Below are 26511 nucleotides of genomic sequence, written 5' to 3' on the forward strand. Positions count from 1 at the left end.
CCGCACCTGCATCAGCGTCGACTGCCAGGCCCGGTTGGTGCGCCACAGCTCGGCCACGTACAGCTGCGTCAGGGCCGGGTAGCGGGAGATGAACTCCAGCCCGGCGCGGACCATCGCGTCGAGCGCGTCCACCCGGCCGCCGCCGCGCGCGGCCGTGTCGTCCGCCGCCTGCTGCAGGGAGACCGTCAGCAGCTCGATGCCGTCCCGCAGCAGCTCCTCGAAGAGCACCGTCTTGCTCGCGAAGTTGTAGTAGACGGTTCCCTTGGCCACCCCGGCGCGTTCGGCGATCTCGTCCACCGTGGTGGAGGAGAAGCCCTGTTCGGCGATGAGGGTGACCGCGGCCTCGAAGAGCTTCCGCCGGGTGTTCCTGCGGCGCGTACTGCTGCTGTCCATGACAGTGATTCTCCCTGTACGCACCGTGTCCTCCCGCCCGGGTCTCACAGGCTCAGCTCCGGGTGCAGCGCGTCCACCGTCCACACCTGCCTGCGCCGGGCCGTCCACGCGGTCAGCGCGAGGGCGGCGGCGGTGAACGCGGCCAGGACGGCGCAGGCCCGCCACACGGGGGCGGCGTCCCCGCCGGTGATCAGGTGCCGCAGCCCGTCCACCACGTAACTCATCGGCAGGAACGGGTGGACGGCGTTGAAGAAGCCGGGGCTCGTCCGCACCGGATAGGTGCCGCCCGCCGAGGTCAGCTGGAGCATCAGCAGCACCAGGACGAGGATCCGGCCCGCCGGGCCGAACCTCGCGGTCAGCAACTGCACGATCGCGGCGAAGCACGCCGTGACCAGGACGAGGAAGCCGACCGTGGCGACGGGCCGGGCCATCCGGAGGCCCAGTGCCCAGTGCAGGACGGCCAGCAGCGCGCACGCCTGGAGGACGCCGACCGCCGCGACCGGCAGCCAGCCGGCGAGCGCCGTCCGCCGGGCCGGGGCGCCGGCGGCCAGGGCCCGGCGGTTGAGCGGCGGGATCAGCATGTAGGCGACCATCGCCCCCACCCACAGGGCGAGCGGGATGAAGTACGGGGCGAAGCCGGTCCCGTAGTTGGGCGCCCTGTGCAGGGCCTTCGAGGCCAGCTTCACCGGGTCGGCCATGACCTCGGTGCGGGCGTCGCGCGCGTCCTTGCCGTAGTCGGGGATCTTCTTCGCGCCGTCGTGCAGCCCGCCGGCGAGCTTCGCGGAGCCGTCGGAGAGCTTGAACATGCCGCCCTGGAGGGTGCCGGCGCCGTCGTACAGCTTCGCGAGGCCCTCCCCGAGTCCGGCGGCGCCCTCCTCGGCCGCGCCGAGTCCGTCGCGCAGCCGCCGGGCGCCCTCGCCGATCCTTCCGGCGCCGTCGGCGACCCGATGGGCGCCGCTGTCCAGGGCGTTGACGTCGCGGACGGCGGCGTCGATCCCGGCGGCCAGGGTGGGGGCCTTGTCGCGCAGCTTCTCGGCGCCGGAGCGCAGGGCGTCCAACTTGGCCGGGAGGGCGTCGAGTTCGCCGTTCCTGTTCTGCACGAGGTCGTCGAGCTCGCGGGCGCCGTCGGCGGACTGCCGGGCGGCGAAGACGGCCTTGCGGAGCGTCACACAGGCGTCCCGGGACAGGGCGCCGGGGCAGAGCCGGCCGTGCAGGTCCGCCAGCGCGGCCGCGCTGTCCGCGCCGGCCCTGGCCAGCGCGGCCGTCGTACGGGCCGACGGCAGGTCGTCCAGGTGCTGCCGCAGGATCCGGGCCTCGCGGGCGACCTTGCCGGCGTCCTTGCCGATCTCCCCGGCGTGCTCCTTGACGTACCGTCCGTCGGCGCTGTCCGCCGCGCCGTTGACCTTGTCGGCCAGCCTGCGGGTGCCGGCCGCGACCTGCCCGGCGCCCTCGGCCAGTCGCCGCGAGGCGCTGTCCAGGGTGCCGGCGCCGGAGTGCAGCTTGGCCACGCCGTCCCGGAGCCGGTCGCTGCCCTGCCGCGCCCTGTCGAGCCCGTCCTTGAGGTCGCCGGCGCCCTTGCGGGCCTTGCCGATGCCGTCGCCCAACCGGTCGGCGCCGTCGGCCGCTTCGGCCGTCCTGTCGTGCAGTCCGGAGAAGGAGACGAAGATCCGGTCGTAGAAGGACCGGGACGCCTTGCGCGAGGCGGCCGCCCGGACCTCGGAGAAGACCGTGCGCGAGATCGAGCCGACGATGTAGTTGTTGGAGTCGTCGGTACGGACCTGGAGCGCCCCGGTGCGCGGGGTGTCGCCGGAGCTGGAGGCGACCCGCTCGCTGAAGTCGGCGGGAATGGTGAGCGAGAGGTAGTACGTGCCGTCGGCCAGGCCCTTCCGCGCCTGCTCCGCGCTCGTCGGCCGCCAGTCGAACGTCCTGCTCCCCCGCAGCCCGTCGGCTATCCCGTCGCCGGCGGTGAGCCGCTCGCCGTCCACGGTGGTGCCGCGGTCGGCGTTCACCAGCGCCACGGGCACCTTGTCGAGGCGCCCGTACGGGTCCCAGAACGACCACAGGTACAGGGCGCCGTAGAGCAGCGGCAGCAGCAGGAGCGCGACGAACGCGGCCCGGGGGAGCCTGCCCCGGCCGAACTTCCGTATCTCAAGCGCGGCCAGCCTCGGGGAGAGCATCGGCCGTCACCTCCTCGTCCGGCCGCAGGTCCTTGTTGGGGCGAGGGCCGAGGGACACGACGACGGCGTCCCGGGGCGCCTCGGCGCACGCGGCGAGCACGGTGGTGCCGCCCTCGGCGACCGAGCGCAACAGGCCCCAGGCGCACGGGCGTTCCGCCTCGGTGAGGCCGAGGTCGACGTCGTCGACGGCCACCAGCCGGGGCGCTCCCAGCAGCGCGAGGGCGAGCGAGAGCCGGAGCGACGGGAGCCGGCCGAGGTCGCGGGCGAGCGTCCGGGGCCCCTTGGGCAGGGCGCCGACGTCCAGACCTACGGCCGCCAGGGCCGCCTCGGCGCGGACCGCGTCGGCGGCGCGGCGCTCCGTGCGCGGGCGGAGCAGCGCGCGCGGGCCGCCGGTGAACCGCCGCTGGATCAGGGCGCGTTCGCGCAGGTGCTCGGCGACGCTCAGGGCGCCCTCCAGCTCGGTGACCCCCGGGACGTGGGCCGGTGCGGTGATCCGCCGGACCGCGGCCATGGCGCGCGGCAGCGGCAGGCCGCCGACCTCGGCGCGGCCGGCGGTGGCGCGCATTCTTCCGGTGAGGGCGAGCAGAAGAGAGGTGCGGCCGGAGCCCGACGGGCCCTCGGCGGCGACGAGCGCGCCGGGCCCGGCGGTGACGTCCACATCTTGGAACGCCCAGCCGCGCGGCCCCCGGACGCCGAGGCGGCGGGCCGTTAACGCGGCTCCTTGCGGTGTGCTGTCCATGAGGACCTCCTGCACTGACCGGTCAGTGCAGAAAGTATGGCGCGGTGGGTTCGTCGCGAACCGACGGGGCGGCCGCTGGGAGAGTTGGCCCCCTGGCCCTCCCCCGGAGGGGGCACCCCCATTTCACCGGGGGCTTCGCCCCCTGCACCCCCGGAACCGCGCTGTCGGGCAGGGCCGGGGCAGAACCATCTGCTCCGGCGGCGCCCACTAGGCCCGTACTTCGCGGGTCGCTGATTTAGGTCTGTGGCCAGCGGGTTTGTGCGATGTCGGTGTCGAGTAGGTCGAGGAGGTGGAGTTGGACGCCGCGGTTGATCTGGACGGTTGGCGGGTCGGTGACGTTGCCGATCCGCAGGGTGAGTTCGCCGAGGTGGTAGAGGATCATCCGGCCGGTGGGGCGGACGCGGCGGTTGTCCGGGTAGAGGCCGGCCATGGTCTCGTCGGGGCCCAGAGCGCGTCTGACCTGTCGCTCGATCAGGCAGAAGACCAGCAGGGCCAGGCAGATCACCTGGATCAGCGCGGCGACGCGCCGGTTGTGCTGCACGAAGACCGGTGCGACCGCGAGGGGGCCCTTGAAGTCGTGGTAACGCCGTTCGACTGCGCCCTGGCCCTTGTAATGGATCAGTACCCGGGCCGGGCCGGCCTTCTCGGTCGGGACGCTGGTGATGAGCGCGTACCAGCCGTCGACGGCTGCCTCGGCCTCCAGCACGTCCTGGTCGAAGTGCCAGGCAAGACCGGGGGTGCCGTGCTCGTCCTCGGTGATCTGCCAGCGCAGGCAGGAGGTGACGCGGCGTTTGGCCGTGACGACACCGATCCGGGCGACGATCTTCTCCCGGGTCTTGTAGTGCCGTCCGCCCGCTGCGGCGGTGAGCTTGTCGAGGTCTTCGGCGGCCTTGGCCAGTCGTTTGGCCCGGGCCGCCCGCTGGCCGGCCGCAACCGCGGTGGAATGGACCAGGATCCGGCGCACCGTGAGCGCCGGGTCGCTCTTGCGGCGGCCGGTCAGCGTGTGGGTGTCCTCCAGGACCCGGTAGGTCTCCCGTTCCGCCTCGGGTTTCCTCTCGTCCCGCCCGGGCACCCAGTCGACGGGCTCGGCCCGCTCAGGGTCCAGGGCCGCGTAGACCTCGTCCTTGATCTGCGCGGCCGGGACGGGCGCGATGAACTCCACCCCGGCCTGAAGCAGGGCGGTGATGTTGGGGTAGGACACCAGCTTGGAGTCGGCGACCATCAGAAAGGTGTTGGTGCCGGCCATCGCCCGCAGGTCCTTCATCGCTCCGACGACCTGGCTGACCTCGGCCGCGGCGCCGTCGAAGACCCGGGAGTGGACGGGGATACCGCCGTCGGCGGACACAGCGAGCCCGGCCTGGACCTGTTTCAAATCCAGGCGCCGGTCCTTGGGATGCCCGTTGCAGGCGATGAGCGGGTACCGCTCGTCCTGGTCCTCGGCAGGGAAGGCGCCGTGGACGGACATGCTGGTCATGTCCCAGTGCAGCCGCGAGACGTCGATCCCGAACTCGGTGATCGCCCGAGCCCCGACCGTGCCCGCGATGACCTCCAGCTTCGGAGCGATCGCGTCCAGCGCGCGGGCCAGGCGGTCGTCGTTGAGGAGGTCCGGCGTGATGCCGAAGACTTCCTCCACCGCCCAGGTGCGGGCCCAGTCCCCGACCCGCACCAGTGGTGCGGGCGAGGTCAGCCGGTTGGCCACCAGCGCCTCGATGACCTGCCCGTGCGTCAGATGTGCGCTCGCACCGCCTGGACACACCTCATCGACGACCCCGGCGACATCCAGCCGGCGCAGAAACTCGGCAGCGACAGGCAGAGCGCCCAGACGCTTTTCCACCACGGACGTCACCACAACTTCAAGGCGCTGACGCTGAGACCGTGGCCGCGGGGACCGGGAAGTCATCGACACATCCGGACCAACGCGATACAACCGGCCCGGGACACTCCCGGACCGGTCACACCATACGAATCAACGACCCGCGAAGTTCGGGACTAGGCTGGCCGGTGTCCGTCGTCCGCACCACCGCCGCCGAGGAGCCACCCGCCGTGTCCGAGCCTTCCCCGGGTGGGGAGACCCCATCGCGCCCCCGCGCGTCCCTGCGTACCGCCGTGGTCTGGGAGGCCCTCCGGGACGCCCTCGACCGCCGGGGCGCGGAGCTGGAAGTCCTCGATGCCGGCGGCGGCAGCGGCAAGTTCGCCGTCGAGGCCGCCCGCCTCGGGCACCGCGTCACCGTCGTCGACCCCAGCCCCAACGCCCTGTTCGCGCTGGAGCGCCGGGCCGCCGAGGCCGGGGTCGCCGACCGGGTGCGCGGCCTGCAGGGCGACACCCAGGACCTCTTCGAGGTCGTCGGGCGCGAGAGCTGCGACGCCGTCCTGTGCCACGGCGTCCTGGAGTACCTGGAGGACCCGGCCGGCGGACTGCGCAACGTCGCCGCCGCGCTCCGTCCGTCCGGCGTGCTCAGCCTGCTCGCCGCCGGCCTCGGCGGGGCGGTGCTCGCCCGTGCCCTCGCCGGTCACTTCACGGAGGCCCGGCAGGCCCTGACCGGCCCCGACGGCCACTGGGGCGCCGGCGACCCGGTCCCGCGGCGCTTCACGGCCGAGCAGCTCTCGGAGCTGGTCGCCGACGCCGGCCTGGACGTCACGGCGGTGCACGGGGTCCGCGTCTTCGCCGACCTGGTGCCCGGGGTCCTCGTCGACGCCCAGCCCGGCGCCCGCGACGCCCTCTTCGAGCTGGAGGCCGCCGCGGCGGCCCTGCCGGCTTTCCACGCCGTGGCGACCCAGCTGCACGTGCTGGCCGCGCGGGGCTGACGGAGGACGGGCACAGCCCGCCCGATCAGGCCGTTCGCCCCGTATGATCGGGGGACACCGTCCGGCATGACGAGTCGGCGGGCAGGGAATGTACGTTCCGACGTCACCGTCGCCGTCCCGGCGCGGGCGGGCGAATTGGCGCAGAGGGGCGGGTTTCACGGGGGCGATTCCCTGCCTATCCTGAAAGGGTCGCACCCGGTCGCACCCCCGCGACCGACGAGTAGGAGGACTCCGTGCCGCTCTCGGAGCACGAGCAGCGCATGCTCGAGCAGATGGAGCGAGCGCTGTACGCCGAAGATCCCAAGTTCGCCACAGCGCTCGAGGGCAGCGGCCTGCGCACGTACACCCGTCGACGGGTCTACCAGGCGATCGCGGGCTTTCTGGTGGGCATCGCGCTCCTCATGGCCGGAATGGTCGCCCAGTGGATCTGGATCAGCGTGGTGGGGTTCCTCGTCATGCTCGGCTGCGCGGTGCTCGTCGTCACGGGCTGGCGCAAGGCGCCGCGGGGCGGTTCTCCGCGGGGTGCGGCGGGTGCTCCCGGGCGGCGCGGGCCTGCGCGGCAGCGGCGGTCGATGATGGACCGCATCGAGCAGCGGTGGCAGCGGCGGCGGGACGAGCAGGGTCGCTAGCTTTTCTTTCGAACGCCGGGCGTTCGCACCGCGAGGTGCGGGGGCCCGGCGTTCGGCATTTGGATTTGCCCCTGGCCCGCCCTTTCACCGTTTCTCGCCGCGCTCCGCGCGGGTTTGTCCTCAAGTGCCGGACGGGCTATTCAGCCCGTCCGGCACTTGAGGACAGCGCGCGCAGCGTGCTGCTGCGGAAACGGTGAAAGGGCGGGCCAGGGGCGAAATCCCGTTAGCCGCGGCGCCGCAGCCGCCCCGCTACCCGTCGTACCACCGACCTCGGTGCGAAAACCGCCCGCACGCGGACGCTCCGCCCCGCCGAGGCCCGCAACCCCGCCCGGACCAGGGCGACGTCCTCGGCCAGGCCGAGGGCCGACGGGGCGGCCGGCGCGTACAGCGCCCCCTCCACCGCCGTGGCCACCCGCCCCGCGGCCGCCGCCGCCGCGGCATCCAGCTCCCCGACGCGGGCGATCCGTTCCACGGAACCCCGCGGCGTCCGCGACGCCTCCGGTGCGATCCCGTAGTCCCACGCCGAATCCGTCAGCTCCCGCCACGCGGCCAGCGTCCGCGCCACCGGGTCCTCCGGGCCTCCGCCCAGGCGGCGCGCCCGCACCCGTACCCGCCACAGCGGCGCCGCCGCGAGGAGCAGCACCAGCAGGGCGCCCGCCGTCGCGGACCAGATCACGACGGCGGAACCGGAGGACGACGATCCGTCGACGGAGAGCTCCACGGCCCCCGTGCGGCCCGGCACCGAGCCCGGTTCACCGGCCCGGGAGGGCGCCGGGCCGGGTCCGCCCCGGTGGTCCGGCACCGGTGCGCCCGGGTCGCCCGCCCCGGCCCCGGCCGGATCGCGCGTGACCGTGTACTCCGGCGGAGCCCCCCGGCTCGGCGTCGGCTCGAACCGAGTCCAGCCCGCCCCCTCGAAGTACAGCTCCGGCCAGGCGTGCGCGTCCTTGCTGCCCACCGACATCGTCCCGTCGCCCTGCGGGCTGCCGGGCGTGAAGCCCACCGCGACCCGGGCGGGGATGCCCAGCGTGCGCGCCATCGCGGCCATCGAGTAGGAGAAGTGGACGCAGAAGCCCCGCTTGTCCTCCAGGAAGGACGCGATGGCGTCGTCACCGCTGCCCGACCGCACCTCGGTGTCGTACTGGAAGCCGCCGCTCACCGCGAACCAGTTCTGCAGCCGCACCGCCCGCTCGTACGCGGTCCCGGCCCCCGCCGTCACCTCGCGGGCCCGCCGCGCCACCACCTCGGGCAGCGAGGACGGCACCTCGGTGTACTCGCGGCGCAGCCGCTCCGGCGGCTCGGGCGCGCGGGCGAGCTGCTCGGCCGTCGGCCGCGGCAGCAGGCTGGTGACCTGGTAGCCCAGGCCCCGGGTGGTCTGCCCGTGGTCGCCGACCAGGGACCGGCCCTCCGGCTCGTAGCGCCACTGCCCGCCGACGCGGACCGAGTCCGCGGGGAACGGGAGCGGCAGATAGGTCTGCGCGTAGGTGTCGGAGGCGACCACGGAGGTGGTCACGCGGTCCGTCCGCACCTGGGGGGAGAGCCCGGCCGGGGCGGGCAGGCGCTCCGGGACGTCGGTGATCCGCCGCTCGGCGGGCCGCCAGGTCCGTCCGTCGAAGTGGTCGAGCGCGACGATGCGCAGGTAGAGGCCCTGCGGTGCGTCCAGGGAAGTGCGGTAGCGCAGCACCTCCCGGTTCCTGGGCTGGTTGAGGCTGTCCCGCAGGGAGACCGCCGGGTTGACCGCGGAGATCGTCCCGCCCTCGCCGGGCCCGTCCTTGCCCCGGTCGCGCGGGGCCAGCAGCCCGCCGTCGATCGCGGGCAGCGCCAGCGGGACGGCCACGGCGACGCCCAGCGCGAGCACGCCGATCCGGCGGCCGGTGCGGGCCGGGGCGGCGGACGCGTTTCCGCCCGTCCCCTCGCCGAAGACCCGTCCCCAGCGGATCAGCCGGTCCCGGCCCTCCGCGAGGAGCAGCAGCAGGTATCCCGCGGCGGCGGCCAGGAACCACAGCCAGTCCGTGGCGTCCCGGGTGAGCCCCGCGCCGACCGAGTAGAGCGCCAGCAGCGGCATCCCGGCGGGTGCCGCGTGCCGGAAGGTAACCGCCAGCGCGTCCACCACCAGCCCGATCACCAGGACGCCGGCCACCAGCATCAGTTCGATGCCCGGGGTGGCCGGGGCCGGGATCGCGTACCGCCCGATGTCGTCGGTGCCCTGCCGCAGCAGCTCCGTGAACTGCCGGAACGCGTCCGGCCCGGGCAGCAGCCCGGCGACCGCACGGTCGCGGACGAAGACCACGGTGAGCAGCAGCAGGGCGGCGAGCGCCTGGAGCGCCACCGTCAGGGTGCGCGGGAGCGGCGTCCGGCGGGCGAGTGCGCCGACGGCGCTCTGCGCGGCCAGCAGCAGGACGGCGTCGGCCAGCCAGGACGCCCCGTCCACCAGCGGCACCAGGGCACTGGCGGCTCCGGCCGTCGCCAGGACGGCGCAGACGGCCAGCCGGGTCGCTCCGCTCACGTCCGTCCCCCCCGCCACCATGCCGTCGTCCTCCCTGATCCCACCCGTCCCGGCCAGGCGCCAGAGGTCGGGCAGCGCGTCGCCCGGGGCCACCGGGAGCACCGTCCAGCCCGCCTCGCGCAGCAGCCGCAGGGGGCGCGCGACGGCGTCGTACCCGGCCGCCGCGCCCGTCCAGACCTCCGGGTCGAGGACGAACGCGAGGGCCGTGCCGCCGCGTCCGCGCAGGCGGGCGGTCAACGCGGCCTGTTCCTCGTCGAGTTCGCCGAGGAAGGCCACCAGCAGCCCGGTCCGGCCGTCCCGCAGGGCCGCGTGCGCGCCGGACAGGTCCTCCGCCTCCGAGTGGTCGATCAGGGCGAGGGCGTCCAGGAGCGGAGCGGCCGCGTCGAGGGGGTCGTGTCCTGCGCCGGTGAGGCCGTCGGTGCCGGGGACCGAGGCCCCGGTGTCGGTCAACAACCGTACGGAGAAGCCGCGTTGGAGGAGGTGGACGGCGGCCGAGGCGGCCCCCGACACGGCCCACTCGAAGGCCGACTCCGGTCCGGCGCCCGCGTACGCGATGCCCCGGGTGTCGAGCAGCACCGTCGCGTGCGCCCGTTGGGGCTGTTCCTCGCGGCGGACCATCAGCTCGCCGTGGCGCGCGGTCGCCCGCCAGTGCACCCGGCGCAGGTCGTCGCCGTGCCGGTAGCCGCGCGGAATGATGTCGTCCGCGCCGGCCAGGGCGATCGCGCGATGCCGGCCCTCGCCGTGGCCGGCCGCCTCGCCGCCCAGCGCCACCGGCGGCAGCGGCGCGCAGTGCGGCACCACCGTCAGCGTCTGCCGGGCGCTGAAGCCCCGGTCGATCTCGCACATCCCGAACGGGTCGGTCAGCCGCAGCTGGAGCGGGCCCAGCGCGTACCGGCCGCGCAGGTCGGCGCGGACCCGGTAGGAGACCGCGCGCCGCGCGCCCGGCTCCAGCCGGTCCAGGACGAAGCGGGGGCGCGGGCCCAGGTCGTAGGGGACCCGGTCCTGGAGCATCAGCGGACCGGTGGACAGCCGCGAGACGCTCTCGACGGCCAGGTGCACCCGGGCCTCCTCACCGGCGGACACCCGCTCCGGCGCCAGCCGGCGGCTGCCGGTGACCCGGTGGCGGGTGCGGTACAGCACCAGGACGCAGGCCACCGGCAGGGCGGCCAGCAGCAGGCCGACGCGGAGCAGGTCCTCCTGGCCCAGGACGTACGAGCAGCCGACCGCGGCGGCCCCGGCCGCCAGGAACGACCGCCCGCGCGTGGTCAGTCCGCCGAACGCCGCCCGCAGCCCGCCACGGTCCCCCGGCTCCTCCCCGGCCGGGGTCCCGTCGTGCCGCGACCCCGCCGTCACGGCCGCGGCGCCCGGGGATCGGGCACCGGGACGTGGTGCAGGATGTCGCCGACGACCTGCTCGGCGGTGCGCCGGTTCAGCCGCGCCTGCGCGGTGGGCAGCAGCCGGTGCGCCAGGACCGGCGCGGCCAGCCGCTGGACGTCGTCGGGGAGCGCGAACTCCCGTCCCGCCAGCGCCGCGGCCGCCTTCGCCGCGCGCAGCAGGTGCAGGGTGGCCCGGGGCGAGGCGCCGAGGCCGAGCTCGGGGTGGCCGCGGGTGGCGGAGACCACGTCCACCGCGTACCGCCGCACGGACTCCGCCACGTGCACCTCGCGGACGGCCTCGACCAGCTTGACGACGTCGTGCGCGTGCGCGACGGGCTGGAGGTCGTCGAGCGGCGAGGCGGCGCCGTGCACGTCCAGCATCCGCAGCTCGGCCTCGGGGCTCGGGTAGCCCATCGAGACGCGGGCCATGAACCGGTCGCGCTGCGCCTCCGGGAGCGGGTAGGTGCCCTCCATCTCGACCGGGTTCTGGGTGGCCACCACCATGAAGGGGGAGGGCAGCGGATAGGTCCGTCCGTCGACGGTGACCTGGCGCTCCTCCATCGACTCCAGCAGGGCCGACTGCGTCTTGGGGGAGGCCCGGTTGATCTCGTCGCCGATGACGATCTGGGCGAAGATCGCACCCGGCTTGAACTCGAACTCCCGCTCCCGCTGGTCGAAGACGCTCACCCCGGTCACGTCCGAGGGCAGCAGGTCGGGGGTGAACTGGATGCGCCGCACCGAGCAGTCCACGGACCGGGCCAGCGCCTTGGCGAGCATGGTCTTGCCCACGCCCGGGACGTCCTCGATCAGCAGATGGCCCTCGGCGAGCAGCACGGTCAGTGCCAGCCGCACGACCTCCGGCTTGCCCTCGATCACGCCCTCCACCGAGGCGCGGATCCGCTCCGCCGTACTGGTCAGTTCGCCGAGCCCCGTCCGCTCGTCAAAGGTGGTCACCCCGGCCCTCCTCGGCCCGTCCCGGCCGGCCGCTCCCGCGGGAGCGGCCGGCTGTGTCGTACGCATGACGCATTCTGGCTGTCCTGACGGTGCGTCGGCACCGTCGAACGGTCAATCACCGCTGCGGATCGATCTCCCGCAGCTGTCCGGTGGTCACATCGAAGACGAAACCGCGCACATCGTCGGTGTGCGGAAGGAACGGCGAGGTACGGACGCGCTGCATGGACTGGCGCACGTCCTGGTCGAGGTCCTTGAACGCCTCGACCGCCCACGGGGGCCGCTGGCCGACCTCGGCCTCGATGTCGTGCCGGAAGTCCTCGGTGAGGTCGAGCAGACCGCAGCCGGTGTGGTGGATGAGCACCACCGAACGCGTGCCCAGGGCGCGCTGGCTGATGGTGAGGGACCGGATGATGTCGTCGGTGACCACGCCGCCGGCGTTGCGGATGGTGTGGCAGTCGCCGAGCTCCAGGCCCAGCGCGGCGTGCAGGTCCAGGCGGGCGTCCATGCAGGCGACGACCGCGACCTTCAGGACGGGACGGGCGTCCATGCCCGGATCGGTGAACGCGGCGGCGTACTCCGCGTTGGCCTCGACGAGGCGATCGGTGACCGTCGGCCGGTTGCTGCCGGACTCGGGGTTCCGGCTGGGGGGGCGGGGACGCGGATATCGACATACGCACGACGGTAGTCGGCCACGGGCCCGTCGGCCCGCCCGAAGAGCGGGCAATCCACGCCGACCCGGGCTTCTGTGAGGTAAGCCACAGGAATGATCTTCGTACGTCCGTGCGAACGGAGGGGGTCCGGGGTCCGCCCGGGGACGCGCTGGCCGGTTGCCGTGTCCACCGGGGGCACCCGTGGTCCCCGGCCGGAACCACAGGTCCGCGGGGCGCGACGACCCGGCAACGCGAGGTGCTGTGTTTTCCCGGGGGCGCCCCCCGGACCCCCGGCCGGAACCACAGGTCCACGGGCTGCGACGACCCGGCAACGCGAGGTGAACGCAGTGATTGACCGAGGGGACGAGTGGACTAAAGTGGCGCGAAGTGGGAGGCGAGACGCTCCCCTTGGCTCCGTTGAACTCGAAGAACCCGCACGTGCGCGACGTTCCCGTACCCCTCGGCCTCCTCCCGCTCCCGGCCGCCCCGCGTGCCGCATCCCCTTCGAGCGGGCGGGGACCCGGCGGTGCGTGCGCGACGCGCCGTACCCCACTCCCAGAAGGGCCCATGGCCGGCAACGCGCGACACGTCCCCGTCATGCTCCAGCGGTGTCTGGACATGCTCGCTCCCGCCATCTCCGGACCGGGGGGCCGTCGTCGTCGACTGCACCCTGGGCGCCGGCGGGCACAGCGAGGCGCTGCTGAAGGCCTTCCCCGACGTGCGGCTCGTCGCCCTCGACCGCGACCCCACGGCCCTGAAGCTGGCCGGCGAGCGGCTCGCCCCCTTCGGGGACCGCGCCACCCTGGTGCAGGCCGTCTACCACGAGCTGCCGGAGGTGCTGGAGCGCCTCGGCATCCCCAAGGTCCAGGGCGTCCTCTTCGACCTCGGCGTCTCCTCCATGCAGCTCGACGAGGCGGACCGCGGCTTCGCCTACGCCCCAGGACGCGCCGCTGGACATGCGCATGGACCAGACGACGGGCATCAGCGCCGCCGAGGTCCTCAACACCTACCCGCCGGGCGAACTGGTGCGCATCCTGCGCGCGTACGGCGAGGAGAAGCAGGCCAAGCGGATCGTCTCGGCCATCGTCCGGGAGCGCGAGAAGGAGCCCTTCTCCAACAGCGCCCGGCTCGTCGAGCTCATCCGCGACGCGCTCCCGCAGGCCGCCAAGCGCACCGGCGGCAACCCCGCCAAGCGCACCTTCCAGGCGCTGCGCATCGAGGTCAACGCCGAGCTGGCCAGCGTCGAGCAGGCCATCCCGGCGGCCGTCGCCCGCGCTCGCGGTGGGCGGCCGGGTCGCGGTGCTGTCCTACCAGTCGCTGGAGGACCGCATCGTCAAGGGCGTCTTCGCCGCCGGGGCCACCAGCACCGCCCCGCCCGGGCTGCCGGTCGTCCCCGAGCGCTACCAGCCGCGCCTCAAGCTGCTCACCCGCGGCGCCGAGCTGCCCACCGAGGAGGAGATCGCCGAGAACCGGCGGGCCGCCCCCGGCGCGGCTGAGGGGCGTCGAGCGCATCCGCGAGGACGTCGGGGACACACCGTGACGCCGGCCGCCCGGGGCCGGGGCGCGTTCCTCGGCCGGCTGCTGCCCCTGGGGCCCGCCGGATGCGGCGGACCCCCTTCGTCCTGCTGGTCGTCTTCCTCCTCGGCTCCGGCCTCATCGCCCTGCTGCTGCTCAACTCCTCGCTCAACCAAGGGTCGTTCGAGCTCACCAAGCTCCAGCGCAAGACCACCGAGCTGACCGACGAGCAGCAGGCGCTCCAGCAGGAGGTGGACCAGCTGGCCGCCCCCCGACGCGCCTGCAGCGGCGCGCCCGCGGAAGCTGGGCCTGGTCCCCGGCGGGAGCCCGCCTTCCTCAACCCCGACGGCACGGTCCACGGCGTCCCGGCCCCGGCCCCGCCGGCCGGCGGCACGCCGGAGACGGACCCGGCGGCGTACGTGCCGGGGGCACGTGCGGCCCGGGGCCGTGCCCCCGGGGGCGCCGAACCCGGCCGTCGCCGTGAACCCGGCCGGCCGGCCGACCCACGGGGCGCCGCACCGGACCGGCCCGCCGGTGCCCGGCCACCCGCGGCGGGCCCGCCGCGCAGAAACCGTCCGCGTACCAGCCGTACCCGTGCCGGATGCCACCCGCTCCGGGAGGCGTGCAGCAAGCCCGCGTCCCCCCAGCGGCCCGCGGCCCCGCGCCGAAACGGCCCGGCTCGCGCGGCGCTCGTCAACCCAGCCGTACCCGCAGCCCCCGCGAGCGGTGCTCCCGTCCCCGGATCCCCAGGCAGGTGACGAAAGTGACGGCGCCCAGGCAGCCCGCCGCCCGGTTCCCGGGCCCGCCCGTCCCGCGTGCCGGACCGGAGGCCCGGCCACGACCCGCCGTCTCGCGGCGCAGCCCCTGCGCCTGGGCAGCCCCAAGCCCCGGCTGCGCCTGATCGAGTTCGCGCTCACGCTGGTCCTGCTGGCGTTCACCGTGCGGGCTGCTCCAGGTGCAGGCCGTCGACGCGAGCGCGTTACGCGGCGCGGGCCAACGTCACACCGGTACATCCCCGTCACCCTGGGCCGCCGAGCGCGGGCACCATCACCGACCGCAACGGGGTGGACCTGGCCACCACCGTCGACGCCTACGACATCACCGCAGCGCCCGACCTGCTCACCCCGAGCGGATCAGGACCCCGAACGCCCCGCGCCGGGCGGCCGAGCTGCTCAGCCCGCGTCCTCGGCGATGAGAGCGCGGACGGCATCGAGGCGAAGCTCACCGCCCAACCCGAAGTCCAAGTACGTGGTGCTGGCCCGCCAGCAGACCCCGCAGGGTGTGGAACCGAATCCGGGAGCTGAAGAAGAAGGAGGCGGCCGGACACACCGCCGGGCGCGGCGCCGTCAACCTGCTCACCGGCCTCAACCGCGAGGCCCACAGCAGGCGTCGTGTACCCCAACGGGGACCTGGCCGCCGGGATGCTGGGCTTCGTCAACGCCGACGGCCGCGGCGGCGGCGGGGCTGGAGGCCCAGCTGAACGCCGAGCTCGCGGGCAAGGACGGCAAAGCGCGTCTACGCCAGTCCGGCGGCCGGCAGGTGCCCACGGGCGACCTCAAGGAGCAGGCGCCGTGCACCGGCTTCCGACGTGGAGCTGACGATCGACCGGGACATCCAGTGGGCCGCCCAGAACGCAGGTGGCCGAGCAGGTGCGGCGCCTCGGCGTGACGGACCGTGGCTACGTCGTCGTCCAGGGACTCCCGCACCGGCGAGATCTGGCCATGGCCAACGCCACACCCGGCTACACAACCCCAACGACCTGCCACGACCGACCGCGCGGCCATGCGGCAACGCGGCCGTCCAGGACGCCTACGAGCCGGCAGCGTCAGCAAGGTGATGACCATGGCGCCGTCCTGGAGGAGGGCGCGGCCACCCCCGACACCCATGTCGAGGTCCCCAACCCGGCTGCCGCGCGCCGACCGTTCGTTCGCCGACGACATCGACAACGGGATCTGGCACGGACCCTCAAACGGGGTGCTCGCCAAGTCCAGACACATCGGCACCATCCTCGCCAGCGAGCAGCTGGGCAGGAGCCGGGAGCAGGCGAACTAGGTCCTCACCTCGTACCTGAGCAGTTCGGCATCGGAAGCCCACCGGGCTGGGCTTCCCGGGGAGACGCCCGGCATCCTCGCCCCGTGGCAGAAATGGAGCAGTCGCAGGCGTACACCATCCCGTTCGGCCAGGGCCGGTCCCTCAACGCCCTCCAGGCGGCGTCCGTCTACTCCACCATACGCGGCGGCGGCGAGCGGGTGCGGCCGACGATGGTGCGCGGCTCGAAGGGGCCGGACGGGCGGTTCACCCCCGCGGCCACCCCGCCGCGGACCCGGGTGATCAGCGAGAGACAGCCAAGCAGCTCTCCGCCATGCTGGAGTCGGTGGTCGACGACCGGCGGCACCGGCACCAAGGCGAAGATCCCCGGCTACCGGGCGGCACGGTAAGACCGGACACGTGCAACCGGGTGGATCCGAGACCTGCCTGCTAACACGGCTGACATCCGCGTCCTGTCGCCGGCTTCGCGCGCGTACCAGCCAGGCGGATCACGCGATTCTACTAGCAGCCATCCAGAATCACACGCGGGGCAGCTACTTCCGGCGGCCAGATCTTGCGGACCGGTGTTTCCAGAGCCGTCATGTCCTCGCGCTCTGAAGGACCCTCAGGTGCAGCCCCCGCCGGGACAGCCAGCAGCCCCGGCTGCCGGTGTGAAATCATATTATGGAAGCCCCCCGTGGCGAGCCGCCGGCCGTCGGGATCTGTGACGACGGCACTGCCCACCCCGGGAACCGGGGCCCGGCGCGCCCCTCGCGTCGCGACGGGCAAAGGGTGCGCCCGGTACGCCTCACCGCGTGACCCACGCGATCAGGTCCCAGCACCCCCCCGGAAGTCAACCGCTCGGGAGGCCCGTCCACCCGGGCCGGCCCGTGCCCCTGCGGCACCCTCGACGGTCCAGCTCGGGCATCCGAGGACACTGAGGGAGACCACCGCCGTCACCGGCATCACCCACGACTCGCGCGCGCGTCCGCCGCCGGCGACGGCTGTTACGCACGCCGCCTGCTACGCGCCGCGGTCCACCCTGGCGCCGCTTTGCGCCGCCCCAGGCGTGCCGCCTCGGTCTGCGCGCCTAGCGTGCTGGACCGGACCCGCGGGGCGCCGAGCGCGCCGCCGCCACGGCCTCACCGTCTCGGCGTGGCGACCCGCGGCCCGGAGATGGGCGCTCTCGCGGCGACGAGTCTACACGGCGAGCACCGGCCGGGACCGGCTGCAGATCGGCAACTCACCGGCACGTCCGGCAAGAGCCTGACCACCGCGTACCTCATACGAGTGGGCCGGCCGCGCGCACGCGGCGGGCTGACGGCGCTGAATTCCGTGGCACCGTCGCGAGTCGCATCTGGCAGACCGATGACAGGGATCAAGTCCGAGCGCACCACGCCCAGGCGCTACCGACCTCCAGCCCTCTTCGCACGTACGATCGCGCTGAGCGGAGGCGTCCGCTCGTACGTCCATGGAGGTCTCCAGTCCACGACGCGGTGCTGTGACCGGGTGGGACGAGCTTCGCGTCTTCGGACACGTCGCAGGTCTTCAACAACCTCAGCCCGGATGCCACATAGGATGTTCCAACATCCGGCACTGGAGGACTACTAGCCGTGCAGGGCCGAGCATCTTCACCAAGGAGCGCAGCGGCTCGGCGCGTCCGTCACCTGGACGACGCGTACGGCCGGACGTCGCTCGTCGGCGATCCGACTCCTGAGTTTGTCCCGGTGGTCACTGCTTCTCGCGCGAGGCCGCCCGAGGCTCGACTGCGCGCGTCCGTGGATACGTCGTCACCGGCCCCGTTCTGACTCCGCGTCTCACGATCTGAGGGCCCCGGTCGGGTACTCGCTTGGCCGCCCGTTCGCCGCTGGCCGGGCCCTTCAACGTGGCCAACGCGGCTGGCCGCCGTGCGTCGCCCTGGTCGCCGCCGGACCGAGCGCATGCGCCGCTCGACGGCCGTCGCCGTCCGTGGCCCGGCGTCCCCGCCGGCTGAGAGCGGGTGGACGCCGGGCAGCCTACCTGGCCGTCGTGGACTACGCGCACAAGACGGACGCCGTCGAATCGGTTCTCCGCGCCCTGCGCGAGGTCCCCCCGGCCGCATCCACGCCGTCCCTCGCTGCGGGCGGCGACCGGGACACCACCAAGCGCGCCCCGATGGGACGCCGCGCTGGCCCGCCTCGCCTGACACCGCCGTCCCTGACTCCGACACCCCCGCTCGAGATCCGCTCGCGATCCTCGCCGCCATGCTCACGGGCGCCGCAGAGGTGCCCGCGACGAGCGCGGCGCCGTCCTGCTGATGAGGACCGCGCCCAGGCCATCGCGGCCGCCACGGCGCCGTGCCGAACCGTCGCGACACGTTCTCGTCCTTGGGCAAGGGCCACGAGCAGGGCCAGTCCACTCGCCGCGGAGTGGTACGCCCCTTCGACGACCGTCTGGTGATGCGCGCGAGGCCATCCGAGCGCACACCCAGGCCCGCCACGCCACCGGACACGACCAGGGATGACAGACCGCCATGCCAGCAAACAGCAGCAAACCACGGACAGCCACGGGGGCCCCTCCGGAAAAAAAAAAAAAAAACAAAAAAAAACACAAAAAAAAACAAAAAAACAAAAAAAAAAAAAAAAAAAAAAAAAAAAACAAAAAAAAAAAAAAAAAAAAAAAAAAAAAAAAAAAAAAAAAAAAAAAAAAAAAAAAAAAAAAAAAAAAAACAAAAAAAAAAAAAAAAAAAAAAAAAAAAAAAAAAAAAAAAAAAAAAAAAACAAAAAAAAAAAAAAAAAAAAAAAAAAAAAAAAAAAAAAAAAAAAAACAAAAAAAAAAAAAAAAAAAAAAAAAAAAAAAAAAAAAAAAAAAAAAAAACAAAAAACAAAAAAAAAAACAAAAAAAAAAAAAAAAAAAAAAAAAACAAAAAAAAAAAAAAACAAAAAAAAAAAAAAAAAAAAACAAAAAAAAAAAAAAAAAAAAAAAAAAAAAAAAAAAAAAAACAAAAAAAAAAAAAAAAAAAAAAAAAAAAAACAAAAACAAAAAAAAAAAAAAAAAAAAAAAAAAAAAAAACAAAAAAAAAAAAAAAAAAAAAAAAAAAAAAAAAAAAAAAAAAAAAAAAACAAAAAAAAAAAAAAAAAAAAAAAAAAAAAAAAAAAAAAACACTCCCAACGGCCGGAGGTGACCACCGTGATTCTCTGTCCCTCGCCGAGATCGCCGCCGTCGTCGGCGGGCAGCAGCACGACATACCGGACCCGGACGCCCGGGTCACCGGACCCGTCGTCATCGACTCCCGTGAGGTGGTCCCCGGAGGCCTGTTCGCGGCCTTCGCCGGGGAGCACGTCGACGGGCACGACTACGCCGACCGCGCCGTCGCGGCCGGCGCGGTGGCCGTACTCGCCACCCGCCCCGTCGGCGTACCGGCCGTCGTCGTCCCGGACGTCGTCGCCGCGCTCGGCGCGCTGGCCCGCGCCGTCACCGAGCGCCTGGGCGCCACCGTCGTCGGGCTGACCGGCTCGGCGGGCAAGACCAGCACCAAGGACCTGATCGGCCAGCTGCTGGAGCGGCTCGGCCCCACGGTCTGCCCGGCCGGGAACCTCAACAACGAGATCGGCCTCCCGCTGACCGCGCTGCGCGCCGGCGAGGACACCCGCCACCTCGTCCTGGAGATGGGCGCCCGCGGCATCGGCCACATCCGCTACCTCGCGGAGCTCACCCCGCCGCGCATCGGCCTCGTGCTCAACGTCGGCACCGCGCACATCGGGGAGTTCGGCGGCCGGGAGCAGATCGCCGTCGCCAAGGGCGAGCTGGTCGAGGCACTGCCGGCCGAGGCCGAGGGCGGCGTCGCCGTGCTCAACGCCGACGACCCGCTGGTGCGTGCCATGGCCGGCCGCACCAAGGCCCGCGTCGTGCTCTTCGGCGAGGCCGCCGACGCCGACGTGCGCGCCGAGGACGTCCGGCTGACCGCGGCCGGGCAGCCCGCCTTCACGCTGCACACCCCCACCGGGTGCGCCGACGTGACGATGCGGCTGTACGGTGAGCACCACGTGTCGAACGCGCTCGCCGCGGCCGCCGTCGCCCATGAGCTGGGCATGCCCGTGCAGGAGATCGCCTCCGCGCTCTCCGGGGCGGGCCAGCTCTCCCGCTGGCGGATGGAGGTCACCGAGCGCGCGGACGGCGTGACGATCGTCAACGACGCCTACAACGCGAACCCCGAGTCCATGCGAGCCGCGCTCCGCGCGCTGGCCGCCATGGGCGACGCCGCCAAGGAGCGGGGGGGCCGCACGTGGGCGGTGCTCGGACAGATGGCCGAGCTGGGCGAGGAGTCGCTCGCCGAGCACGACGCGGTCGGACGGCTCGCCGTTCGGCTCAACGTCAGCAAGCTCGTGGCAGTCGGGGGCAGGGAAGCGGCCTGGCTGTGCATGGGTGCCTACAACGAGGGTTCGTGGGGTGAGGAGTCGGTGCACGTGTCCGACGTGCGGGCGGCGGTCGACCTGTTGCGCAGCGAGCTGCGCCCGGGAGACGTCGTACTGGTGAAGGGGTCCAGGTCCGTGGGCCTGGAGCGGGTGGCCGAGCAGTTGCTGGCCGCTGAGGGCGAGGTCACCGGCTGATGAACCAGATCCTTGTCGCGGGTGTCATCGGTCTCTTCCTGACCCTCATCGGCACCCCGCTGCTGATCAAGTTCCTGGCCCGCAAGGGCTACGGCCAGTTCATCCGCGACGACGGCCCGCGCGGCCACGCCGGGAAGAAGGGCACGCCCACCATGGGTGGCATCGCCTTCATCCTGGCCACGCTCGTCGCCTACGCGCTGACCAAGGTCATCACCAGCAGCAACCCGACGACCTCCGGTCTGCTGGTGCTGTTCCTGACGGCCGGCATGGGCCTGGTCGGCTTCCTCGACGACTACATCAAGATCGTCAAGCAGCGGAGCCTCGGCCTGCGCGCCAAGGCGAAGATGGCCGGCCAGCTGATCGTCGGCATCGCCTTCGCGGTGCTCGCGCTGCAGTTCGCGGACGTCCGCGGACAGACCCCGGCCTCGACCCGGCTGTCGTTCACCCAGGACTTCGGCTGGACGCTGGGCCCGGTGATCTTCGTGGTCTGGGCGCTGTTCATGATCCTCGCGATGTCGAACGGCGTGAACCTCACCGACGGCCTCGACGGCCTGGCCACCGGCGCCTCGGTGATGGTCTTCGGCGCGTACGTCTTCATCGGCACCTGGCAGCACGGCCAGTGGTGCGGCAACCCGCTGACCTCCGGCGCCGCCTGTTACGAGGTCAGGGATCCGCTCGACCTCGCGGTCGTCGCCTCGGCGCTGATGGGCTCGTGCTTCGGCTTCCTGTGGTGGAACACCTCGCCCGCCAAGATCTTCATGGGTGACACCGGTTCGCTCGCCCTGGGCGGCGCGCTCGCCGGCCTGGCCATCTGCTCCCGCACCGAGCTGCTGATCGCCCTGCTCGGCGGTCTGTTCGTGCTGATCACCATGTCCGTGGTGATCCAGGTCGGCTCCTTCCGCATGACCGGGAAGCGGGTCTTCCGGATGGCCCCGCTCCAGCACCACTTCGAACTCAAGGGGTGGAGCGAAGTCCTTGTGGTGGTCCGGTTCTGGATCATCCAGGGCCTGTGCGTGGCCGTCGGCCTCGGAATCTTCTACGCGGGATGGCTGGCCATCAAGTGACCACCTCGGAGTTCAACGGCAAGCACATCACCGTCGCCGGCCTCGGCGTGAGCGGCGTCAGCGCCGCCCGCGCCCTGGCCGGCCTCGGCGCCCGCGTCACCGTCGTGGACGGCGGCGACGGCGCGGCCCTGCGCGAGCGCGCGCGGCCGGCATCGGCGACGACATCGCGGTCCGGCTGGGCGACGCGGAAACCCTCCCCCGAGGGCAGCGACCTCGTCGTCACCTCGCCCGGCTGGCGCCCCGACAGCCCGCTCTTCGCGGCCGCCGCCGCGGCCGGCGTGGACGTCGTCGGCGACGTCGAGATCGCCTGGCGGATCCGCGGCGAGGGCGCCCCGCCCTGGCTCGCCGTCACCGGCACCAACGGCAAGACCACCACGGTCCGGATGCTCGCCTCGATCCTGGAGGCCGCCGGGCTGCGCACCGCCGCCGTCGGCAACATCGGCACGCCGATCGTCGACGTGGTGCTCTCCCAGGAGCCCTACGACGTCCTCGCCGTCGAGCTCTCCAGCTACCAGCTGCACTGGGCGCCCTCCGTGCGCGCCCACTCCGCGGCCGTCCTCAACCTGGCCCCGGACCACCTCGACTGGCACGGCTCCATGGCCGCCTACGCGGCCGACAAGGGCCGGATCTACGAGGGCAACCAGGTCGCCTGCGTCTACAACACGGCGGACGCGCGCACCGAGCAGCTGGTCCGCGACGCCGACGTCGAGGAGGGCTGCCGCGCCGTCGGCTTCACCCTCGGCGCCCCCGGCCTCTCCGAGCTCGGCGTGGTCGACGGCATCCTCGTCGACCGGGCCTTCGTCGCCGACCGGCAGCGCAACGCCCAGGAGCTCGCCGAGGTCTCCGACATCGCGTCCTCTCCCGGCAAGCCGACCGCCCCGCACAACATCGCCAACGCCCTCGCGGCCGCGGCCCTCGCCCGCGCCTTCGGCGTGGAGCCGAAGGCCGTCCGCGACGGACTGCGCGCCTTCCGGCCGGACGCCCACCGCATCGCCCACGTCGCCGACGTGGCCGGCGTGGCCTACGTCGACGACTCCAAGGCCACCAACACGCACGCCGCCGAGGCGTCGCTGGCCTCCTACGAGTCGGTCGTGTGGATCGCGGGCGGCCTCGCCAAGGGAGCCACCTTCGACGACCTCGTCGCCCGGTCCGCGAAGCGGCTGCGCGGCGCCGTCCTGATCGGGGCGGACCGCGCCCTGATCAAGGAGGCGCTGGCGCGACACGCCCCGGATGTCCCGGTGGTGGACCTCGACCGGACCGACACTGGGGCGATGACCGAGGCCGTCCGCGAGGCGGCCGCCCTCGCCGGCGAGGGCGACACGGTCCTCATGGCCCCGGCCTGCGCGTCGATGGACATGTTCACCAACTACGGCGAGCGGGGCGAGGCGTTCGCCGCCGCGGTCCGGGAGCTGGCCGCCGGCCGCACCACACAGGAGTAGCCGCCCGGCGCCCGCCGCGGGCCGGACGGCGCGGGAGCAGCGGAGGGGACCGGATGCACGACCACGTCGCACCACGGCCGGGGCCGCCGTCCGGCCCGTGGACGGCCCTGCGCGGGCCCGCCGCGGGCTCCCGGTCCGTCCGCCCCTCCCGGCCCCCGGCCGCCCGCGGCGGCGCCTCCGGCGGCCGCGGCGGCCCGCCGCGCGGCACCGTCCTGGGCGGGCTGCGCACCCTGCACATCCGGGCCAAGCGCGCCTGGGACCGCCCGCTGACGGCCTACTACCTCATCATGGGCGGCTCGCTGCTGATCCTCGTGCTGGGCCTGGTGATGGTCTACTCGGCCTCCCAGATCAAGGCGCTGCAGAGCGGGCTGGCCCCCACCTACTTCTTCCGCAAGCAGCTGCTGGCCGCCGCCATCGGCGCCGTCCTGCTGCTCATCGCCGCCCGCACCCCCGTCAAGCTGCTGCGCGCGCTGGCCTATCCGCTGCTCGCCGGAACGGTCTTCCTGCTCGTCCTGGTCCAGGTCCCGGGCATCGGCGAGACCATCAACGGCAACACCAACTGGATCTCCCTCGGCGGCCCCTTCCAGGCCCAGCCCAGCGAGTTCGCCAAGCTCGCCGTGGTGCTCTGGGGCGCCGACCTGCTGGCCCGCAAGCAGTCCAAGAAGCTGCTCACCCAGTGGAAGCACCTGCTGGTGCCGCTGGTCCCGGTCACCTTCGTCCTGCTCGGCCTGATCATGGTCGGCGGCGACATGGGCACCACCGTCGTCCTCACCGCCGTCCTGCTCGGCCTGCTGTGGGTGGCCGGCGCCCCCACCCGGCTGTTCTCCTCGGTGATCGGCGTCACGGCGGCGCTCGCCTTCCTGTTCATCAAGACCAGCGCCAACCGCATGTCCCGGCTGGCCTGCATCGGCGCCACCGACCCGGGCACCAACGACCAGTGCTGGCAGGCCGTGCACGGAATCTACGCCCTGGCCAACGGCGGCTGGTTCGGCGCAGGACTCGGTGCGAGCGTCGAAAAATGGGGCGAACTGCCCGAGCCCCACACCGACTTCATCTTCGCGATCACCGGTGAGGAACTGGGTCTGGCGGGGACGCTGTCGGTTCTCGCCCTGTTCGCGGCTCTAGGCTATGCGGGTATCCGCGTGGCCGGACGCACGGAGGACCCCTTCGTGAGGTACGCCGCGGGAGCGGTGACCACCTGGATCACGGCCCAGGCCGTGGTCAACATCGGTGCGGTGCTCGGCCTGCTGCCGATCGCCGGAGTGCCGCTGCCGCTGTTCTCCTACGGAGGGTCCGCCCTGCTGCCGACCATGTTCGCCATCGGTCTGCTCATCGCCTTCGCCCGCGACGAGCCCGGTGCGCGGGCGGCACTGGCCATGCGGCAGCCTGGGGTGAGATGGAAGACGATGAGACGGCGCGTCAAGAAGCGGCCGTCCGGAGAGCGGTGAATTTCGGTGCATGTCGTACTCGCCGGCGGGGGGACCGCCGGCCACATCGAGCCCGCGCTCGCCCTCGCGGACGCCCTGCGCAGGCAGGACCCGACCGTGGGGATCACGGCGCTGGGCACGGAGCGCGGGCTGGAGACCCGGCTCGTGCCCGAGCGGGGCTATGAGCTGGGCCTCATCCCCGCCGTACCGCTGCCCCGCAAGCCCACCCCGGAGCTGATCACCGTCCCCGGTCGGCTGCGCGGCACCATCAAGGCGGCCGAGCAGATCCTGGAGCGCACCAAGGCGGACTGCGTGGTCGGCTTCGGCGGCTACGTGGCGCTGCCCGGCTACCTGGCCGCCAAGCGGCTCGGGGTGCCGATCATCGTCCACGAGGCCAACGCCCGCCCGGGCCTGGCCAACAAGATCGGCTCGCGCTACGCCGCCGGGGTGGCCGTGTCCACCCCGGACAGCAAGCTGCGCAACGCGCGCTACGTCGGCATCCCGCTGCGCCGCACCATCGCCACCCTGGACCGGGTGGCCCTGCGGTACGAGGCGCGGGTGGCCTTCGGGCTGGACCCCAACCTGCCGACGCTGCTGGTCTCCGGCGGCTCGCAGGGGGCCCGCCGGCTGAACGAGGTCGTCCAGGCCGTCGCCCCCTCGCTGCAGCGCTCCGGCATCCAGATCCTGCACGCGGTCGGTCCGAAGAACGACCTGCCGCACGCGGACAACATGCCCGGAATGCCGCCTTACATCCCGGTATCGTATGTGGACCGCATGGACCTCGCGTACGCCGCGGCCGACATGATGCTCTGCCGCGCGGGCGCGATGACCGTCGCCGAACTGTCCGCCGTCGGGCTCCCCGCCGCCTACGTCCCGCTGCCCATCGGCAACGGCGAACAGCGGCTCAACGCCCAGCCGGTGGTCAAGGCCGGCGGCGGACTGCTGGTCGACGACGCCGAGCTGAGCCCCGAGTGGATCCACCACAACGTGCTCCCGGTGCTCACCGACCCGCACCGGCTGTACGACATGTCCCGCGCCGCCGCCGAGTTCGGCCGCCGGGACGCCGACGAGCTGCTGGTCGGCATGGTGTACGAGGCGATCGCCGCACGCAGGGCGGGCTGACGGCCCGCAGGCAGGGAGGCTGAGCAGCGTGGCCGGACCGACGACCGCCCGGCGCGGCGGCGAACGGAACCGTAAGCCGGGGCCGAAGTCGTCGGCCGGCTCCTCCCGGCCCCCCGGGGGCCCCAAGAAGAAGCCCGTCCGCCCCCGGGGGCGGACGGGCGCCGCGCGGTCCCGTGCGGGCCGCTCCGGCCTGTTCGCGGGGTTCTCGCGGCGCACCCGGCTGATCCTGGCGGCGGTCGCGGCGGCGCTCCTCGGCACGGGCGTCGTCTGGGCCCTGTACGGCTCCAGCTGGCTGCGCGCCACCCACGTCGAGGTCGCGGGCACCGAGGTCCTGACGGGCGATGAGGTGCGCGAGGCCGCCGCCGTCCCGCTCGGTGAGCCGCTGGTGTCCGTGGACACCGACGCCATCGCGGACCGGCTGCGCAAGAAGCTGCCCCGGATCGAGTCCGTCGACGTCGGCCGCTCCTGGCCGCGCGGGATTCGGCTGGAAGTGACCGAACGTCAGCCGAGAGCGATCCTCGAAAAGGGCGGGAAGTTCATCGAAATCGACGGTATGGGCGTGCGGTTCGCCACAGTCGACCGGGCTCCCGCCAAGGTGCCGCGGCTGGTGATGGAGGCCCCCGACGACTCGCCGGGCGTCCGCCACTTCGGACGGGCGCGGCTGGAGCGCGAGGGCGTGCGCGCCTCGGCGTCCCTGCCCGCGGATGTGCGCCGCGACACCCTCGTCATCCGCGTACGCTCGTACGACTCCATCACCGTGGAGTTGACGGGGGGTCGGACCGTGGTCTGGGGCAGCGGCGAGCGGGGCGACGCCAAGGCCCGTACGCTCACCGCCCTGATGAAGGCGGCGGGCGGTGCGAAGCGCTTCGACGTCAGCGCGCCGGGCGCCCCTGCGGCGTCGGGGAGTTGACGCCCGGTGGGGCCGGGCAGCACCCTGGTTGGCTACGCCTATGGGTGATCACATAGGGTGAAAAGAAAAACGGGAGGTTCGGCGTGTTCGTTGAACACGCACCACTTGTCGACTTAGTGTCCTGTTCCGAGAACCCAGGGAACAGTGGCACGGGTAACCCTAAACTTCAACGTTAGGGTTCGGGTTGGCAT

At 72.2% G+C, this 26511-nt stretch carries 19 protein-coding genes and 3 pseudogenes; 15 read left to right on the forward strand and 7 right to left on the reverse strand.

Going from position 1 to position 26511, the window contains the following annotated elements; genetic code table 11:
* From ABD794_RS09485 to ABD794_RS09500, 4 genes are all read right to left on the reverse strand, one after another.
* Positions 1-393: TetR/AcrR family transcriptional regulator (locus ABD794_RS09485; protein WP_344962324.1), on the reverse strand; the 393-nt coding region annotated here is incomplete at its 3' end.
* A 44-nt stretch (positions 394-437) separates the two neighbouring features.
* Complete coding sequence (locus ABD794_RS09490) at positions 438-2570, reverse strand: YhgE/Pip family protein (protein ID WP_344962326.1); 2133 nt, start codon at positions 2568-2570, stop codon at positions 438-440.
* A complete protein-coding gene (locus tag ABD794_RS09495; RefSeq protein WP_344962328.1) occupies positions 2542-3309 on the reverse strand; it encodes an ATP-binding cassette domain-containing protein in 768 nt (255 codons plus the stop codon). The genes ABD794_RS09490 and ABD794_RS09495 overlap by 29 nt, the downstream gene beginning before the upstream one ends.
* A gap of 235 nt (positions 3310-3544) precedes the next feature.
* Positions 3545-5146 (reverse strand): IS1634 family transposase, encoded by a 1602-nt coding sequence (locus tag ABD794_RS09500; protein ID WP_344961949.1) that lies wholly within the window; start codon positions 5144-5146, stop codon positions 3545-3547.
* A 206-nt stretch (positions 5147-5352) separates the two neighbouring features.
* Between ABD794_RS09500 and ABD794_RS09505 the strand changes: the two genes are divergently transcribed.
* Both ABD794_RS09505 and ABD794_RS09510 read left to right on the forward strand, forming a co-directional pair.
* Positions 5353-6114: a methyltransferase gene (locus tag ABD794_RS09505; RefSeq protein WP_344962330.1), complete on the forward strand. Its 762-nt coding sequence runs from the start codon at positions 5353-5355 to the stop codon at positions 6112-6114.
* Positions 6115-6347: 233 nt separating this feature from the next.
* Positions 6348-6743: a DUF3040 domain-containing protein gene (locus tag ABD794_RS09510; protein ID WP_344962333.1), complete on the forward strand. Its 396-nt coding sequence runs from the start codon at positions 6348-6350 to the stop codon at positions 6741-6743.
* Positions 6744-6966: 223 nt separating this feature from the next.
* Here ABD794_RS09510 and ABD794_RS18785 read toward each other — a convergent pair whose 3' ends face one another.
* The 3 genes and pseudogenes from ABD794_RS18785 to ABD794_RS09530 form a co-directional block, all read right to left on the reverse strand.
* On the reverse strand, positions 6967-10599 hold the full coding sequence (locus tag ABD794_RS18785) for a transglutaminaseTgpA domain-containing protein (protein WP_425585978.1): 3633 nt from the start codon (positions 10597-10599) through the stop codon (positions 6967-6969).
* Positions 10596-11576: an AAA family ATPase gene (locus ABD794_RS09525; RefSeq protein ID WP_344962335.1), complete on the reverse strand. Its 981-nt coding sequence runs from the start codon at positions 11574-11576 to the stop codon at positions 10596-10598. The genes ABD794_RS18785 and ABD794_RS09525 overlap by 4 nt, the downstream gene beginning before the upstream one ends.
* Positions 11577-11691: 115 nt before the next feature.
* Positions 11692-12195 (reverse strand): annotated as a pseudogene (locus ABD794_RS09530) (beta-class carbonic anhydrase); the annotation flags it as partial.
* Positions 12196-12823: 628 nt separating this feature from the next.
* On the opposite strand from ABD794_RS09530, the pseudogene rsmH reads away from it, so the two are divergent.
* The 13 genes and pseudogenes from rsmH to ABD794_RS09590 all read left to right on the forward strand — a co-directional run bounded on the left by rsmH (position 12824) and on the right by ABD794_RS09590 (position 26320).
* Positions 12824-13766: pseudogene (gene rsmH / locus ABD794_RS09535) on the forward strand (16S rRNA (cytosine(1402)-N(4))-methyltransferase RsmH).
* A gap of 61 nt (positions 13767-13827) precedes the next feature.
* On the forward strand, positions 13828-14499 hold the full coding sequence (gene ftsL / locus ABD794_RS09540) for a cell division protein FtsL (protein ID WP_344962337.1): 672 nt from the start codon (positions 13828-13830) through the stop codon (positions 14497-14499).
* A 197-nt stretch (positions 14500-14696) separates the two neighbouring features.
* The gene (locus tag ABD794_RS09545; RefSeq protein ID WP_344962339.1) at positions 14697-14936 is read left to right on the forward strand and encodes a hypothetical protein; all 240 of its coding nucleotides are present in this window, start codon (positions 14697-14699) and stop codon (positions 14934-14936) included.
* Positions 14933-15409: a hypothetical protein gene (locus ABD794_RS09550; RefSeq protein WP_344962341.1), complete on the forward strand. Its 477-nt coding sequence runs from the start codon at positions 14933-14935 to the stop codon at positions 15407-15409. The genes ABD794_RS09545 and ABD794_RS09550 overlap by 4 nt, the downstream gene beginning before the upstream one ends.
* 114 nt (positions 15410-15523) lie before the next feature.
* Positions 15524-15793 (forward strand): hypothetical protein, encoded by a 270-nt coding sequence (locus ABD794_RS09555; protein ID WP_344962360.1) that lies wholly within the window; start codon positions 15524-15526, stop codon positions 15791-15793.
* Between the two features lie 29 nt (positions 15794-15822).
* A complete protein-coding gene (locus tag ABD794_RS09560) occupies positions 15823-16179 on the forward strand; it encodes a penicillin-binding transpeptidase domain-containing protein (protein ID WP_344962356.1) in 357 nt (118 codons plus the stop codon).
* Positions 16180-16643: 464 nt separating this feature from the next.
* Positions 16644-18213 (forward strand): annotated as a pseudogene (locus tag ABD794_RS18790) (glutamate ligase domain-containing protein); the annotation flags it as partial.
* Positions 18214-18945: 732 nt separating this feature from the next.
* Complete coding sequence (locus ABD794_RS09565) at positions 18946-20358, forward strand: UDP-N-acetylmuramoyl-tripeptide--D-alanyl-D-alanine ligase (RefSeq protein ID WP_344962358.1); 1413 nt, start codon at positions 18946-18948, stop codon at positions 20356-20358.
* The gene (gene mraY, locus ABD794_RS09570) at positions 20358-21422 is read left to right on the forward strand and encodes a phospho-N-acetylmuramoyl-pentapeptide-transferase (protein ID WP_344024419.1); all 1065 of its coding nucleotides are present in this window, start codon (positions 20358-20360) and stop codon (positions 21420-21422) included. The genes ABD794_RS09565 and mraY overlap by 1 nt, the downstream gene beginning before the upstream one ends.
* Entirely contained in the window at positions 21419-22861 is a 1443-nt protein-coding gene (gene murD / locus ABD794_RS09575; RefSeq protein ID WP_344962344.1) for a UDP-N-acetylmuramoyl-L-alanine--D-glutamate ligase, read from the forward strand. The genes mraY and murD overlap by 4 nt, the downstream gene beginning before the upstream one ends.
* A 53-nt stretch (positions 22862-22914) precedes the next feature.
* Positions 22915-24309, forward strand: a complete 1395-nt coding sequence (gene ftsW, locus ABD794_RS09580) for a putative lipid II flippase FtsW (RefSeq protein WP_344962346.1) — start codon at positions 22915-22917, stop codon at positions 24307-24309.
* A 6-nt stretch (positions 24310-24315) separates the two neighbouring features.
* Positions 24316-25410 (forward strand): undecaprenyldiphospho-muramoylpentapeptide beta-N-acetylglucosaminyltransferase, encoded by a 1095-nt coding sequence (gene murG / locus ABD794_RS09585; protein WP_344962348.1) that lies wholly within the window; start codon positions 24316-24318, stop codon positions 25408-25410.
* A 28-nt stretch (positions 25411-25438) separates the two neighbouring features.
* Positions 25439-26320, forward strand: a complete 882-nt coding sequence (locus ABD794_RS09590; RefSeq protein WP_344962350.1) for a cell division protein FtsQ/DivIB — start codon at positions 25439-25441, stop codon at positions 26318-26320.
* The last annotated feature ends 191 nt before the right edge of the window (positions 26321-26511 follow it).

The sequence above is a fragment of the Streptomyces thioluteus genome (genome assembly GCF_039535865.1).

Excerpts from the sequence above, each read along its gene's own strand:
- ABD794_RS09495 (WP_344962328.1), bottom strand. The coding sequence starts at position 3,309 with ATGGACAGCACACCGCAAGGAGCCGCGTTAACGGCCCGCCGCCTCGGC.
- mraY (WP_344024419.1), top strand. The coding sequence starts at position 20,358 with ATGAACCAGATCCTTGTCGCGGGTGTCATCGGTCTCTTCCTGACCCTC.
- ABD794_RS09490 (WP_344962326.1), bottom strand. The coding sequence starts at position 2,570 with ATGCTCTCCCCGAGGCTGGCCGCGCTTGAGATACGGAAGTTCGGCCGG.
- ABD794_RS09550 (WP_344962341.1), top strand. The coding sequence starts at position 14,933 with ATGAGAGCGCGGACGGCATCGAGGCGAAGCTCACCGCCCAACCCGAAG.
- ftsL (WP_344962337.1), top strand. The coding sequence starts at position 13,828 with ATGCGGCGGACCCCCTTCGTCCTGCTGGTCGTCTTCCTCCTCGGCTCC.
- ftsW (WP_344962346.1), top strand. The coding sequence starts at position 22,915 with ATGCACGACCACGTCGCACCACGGCCGGGGCCGCCGTCCGGCCCGTGG.
- ABD794_RS09555 (WP_344962360.1), top strand. The coding sequence starts at position 15,524 with ATGCGGCAACGCGGCCGTCCAGGACGCCTACGAGCCGGCAGCGTCAGC.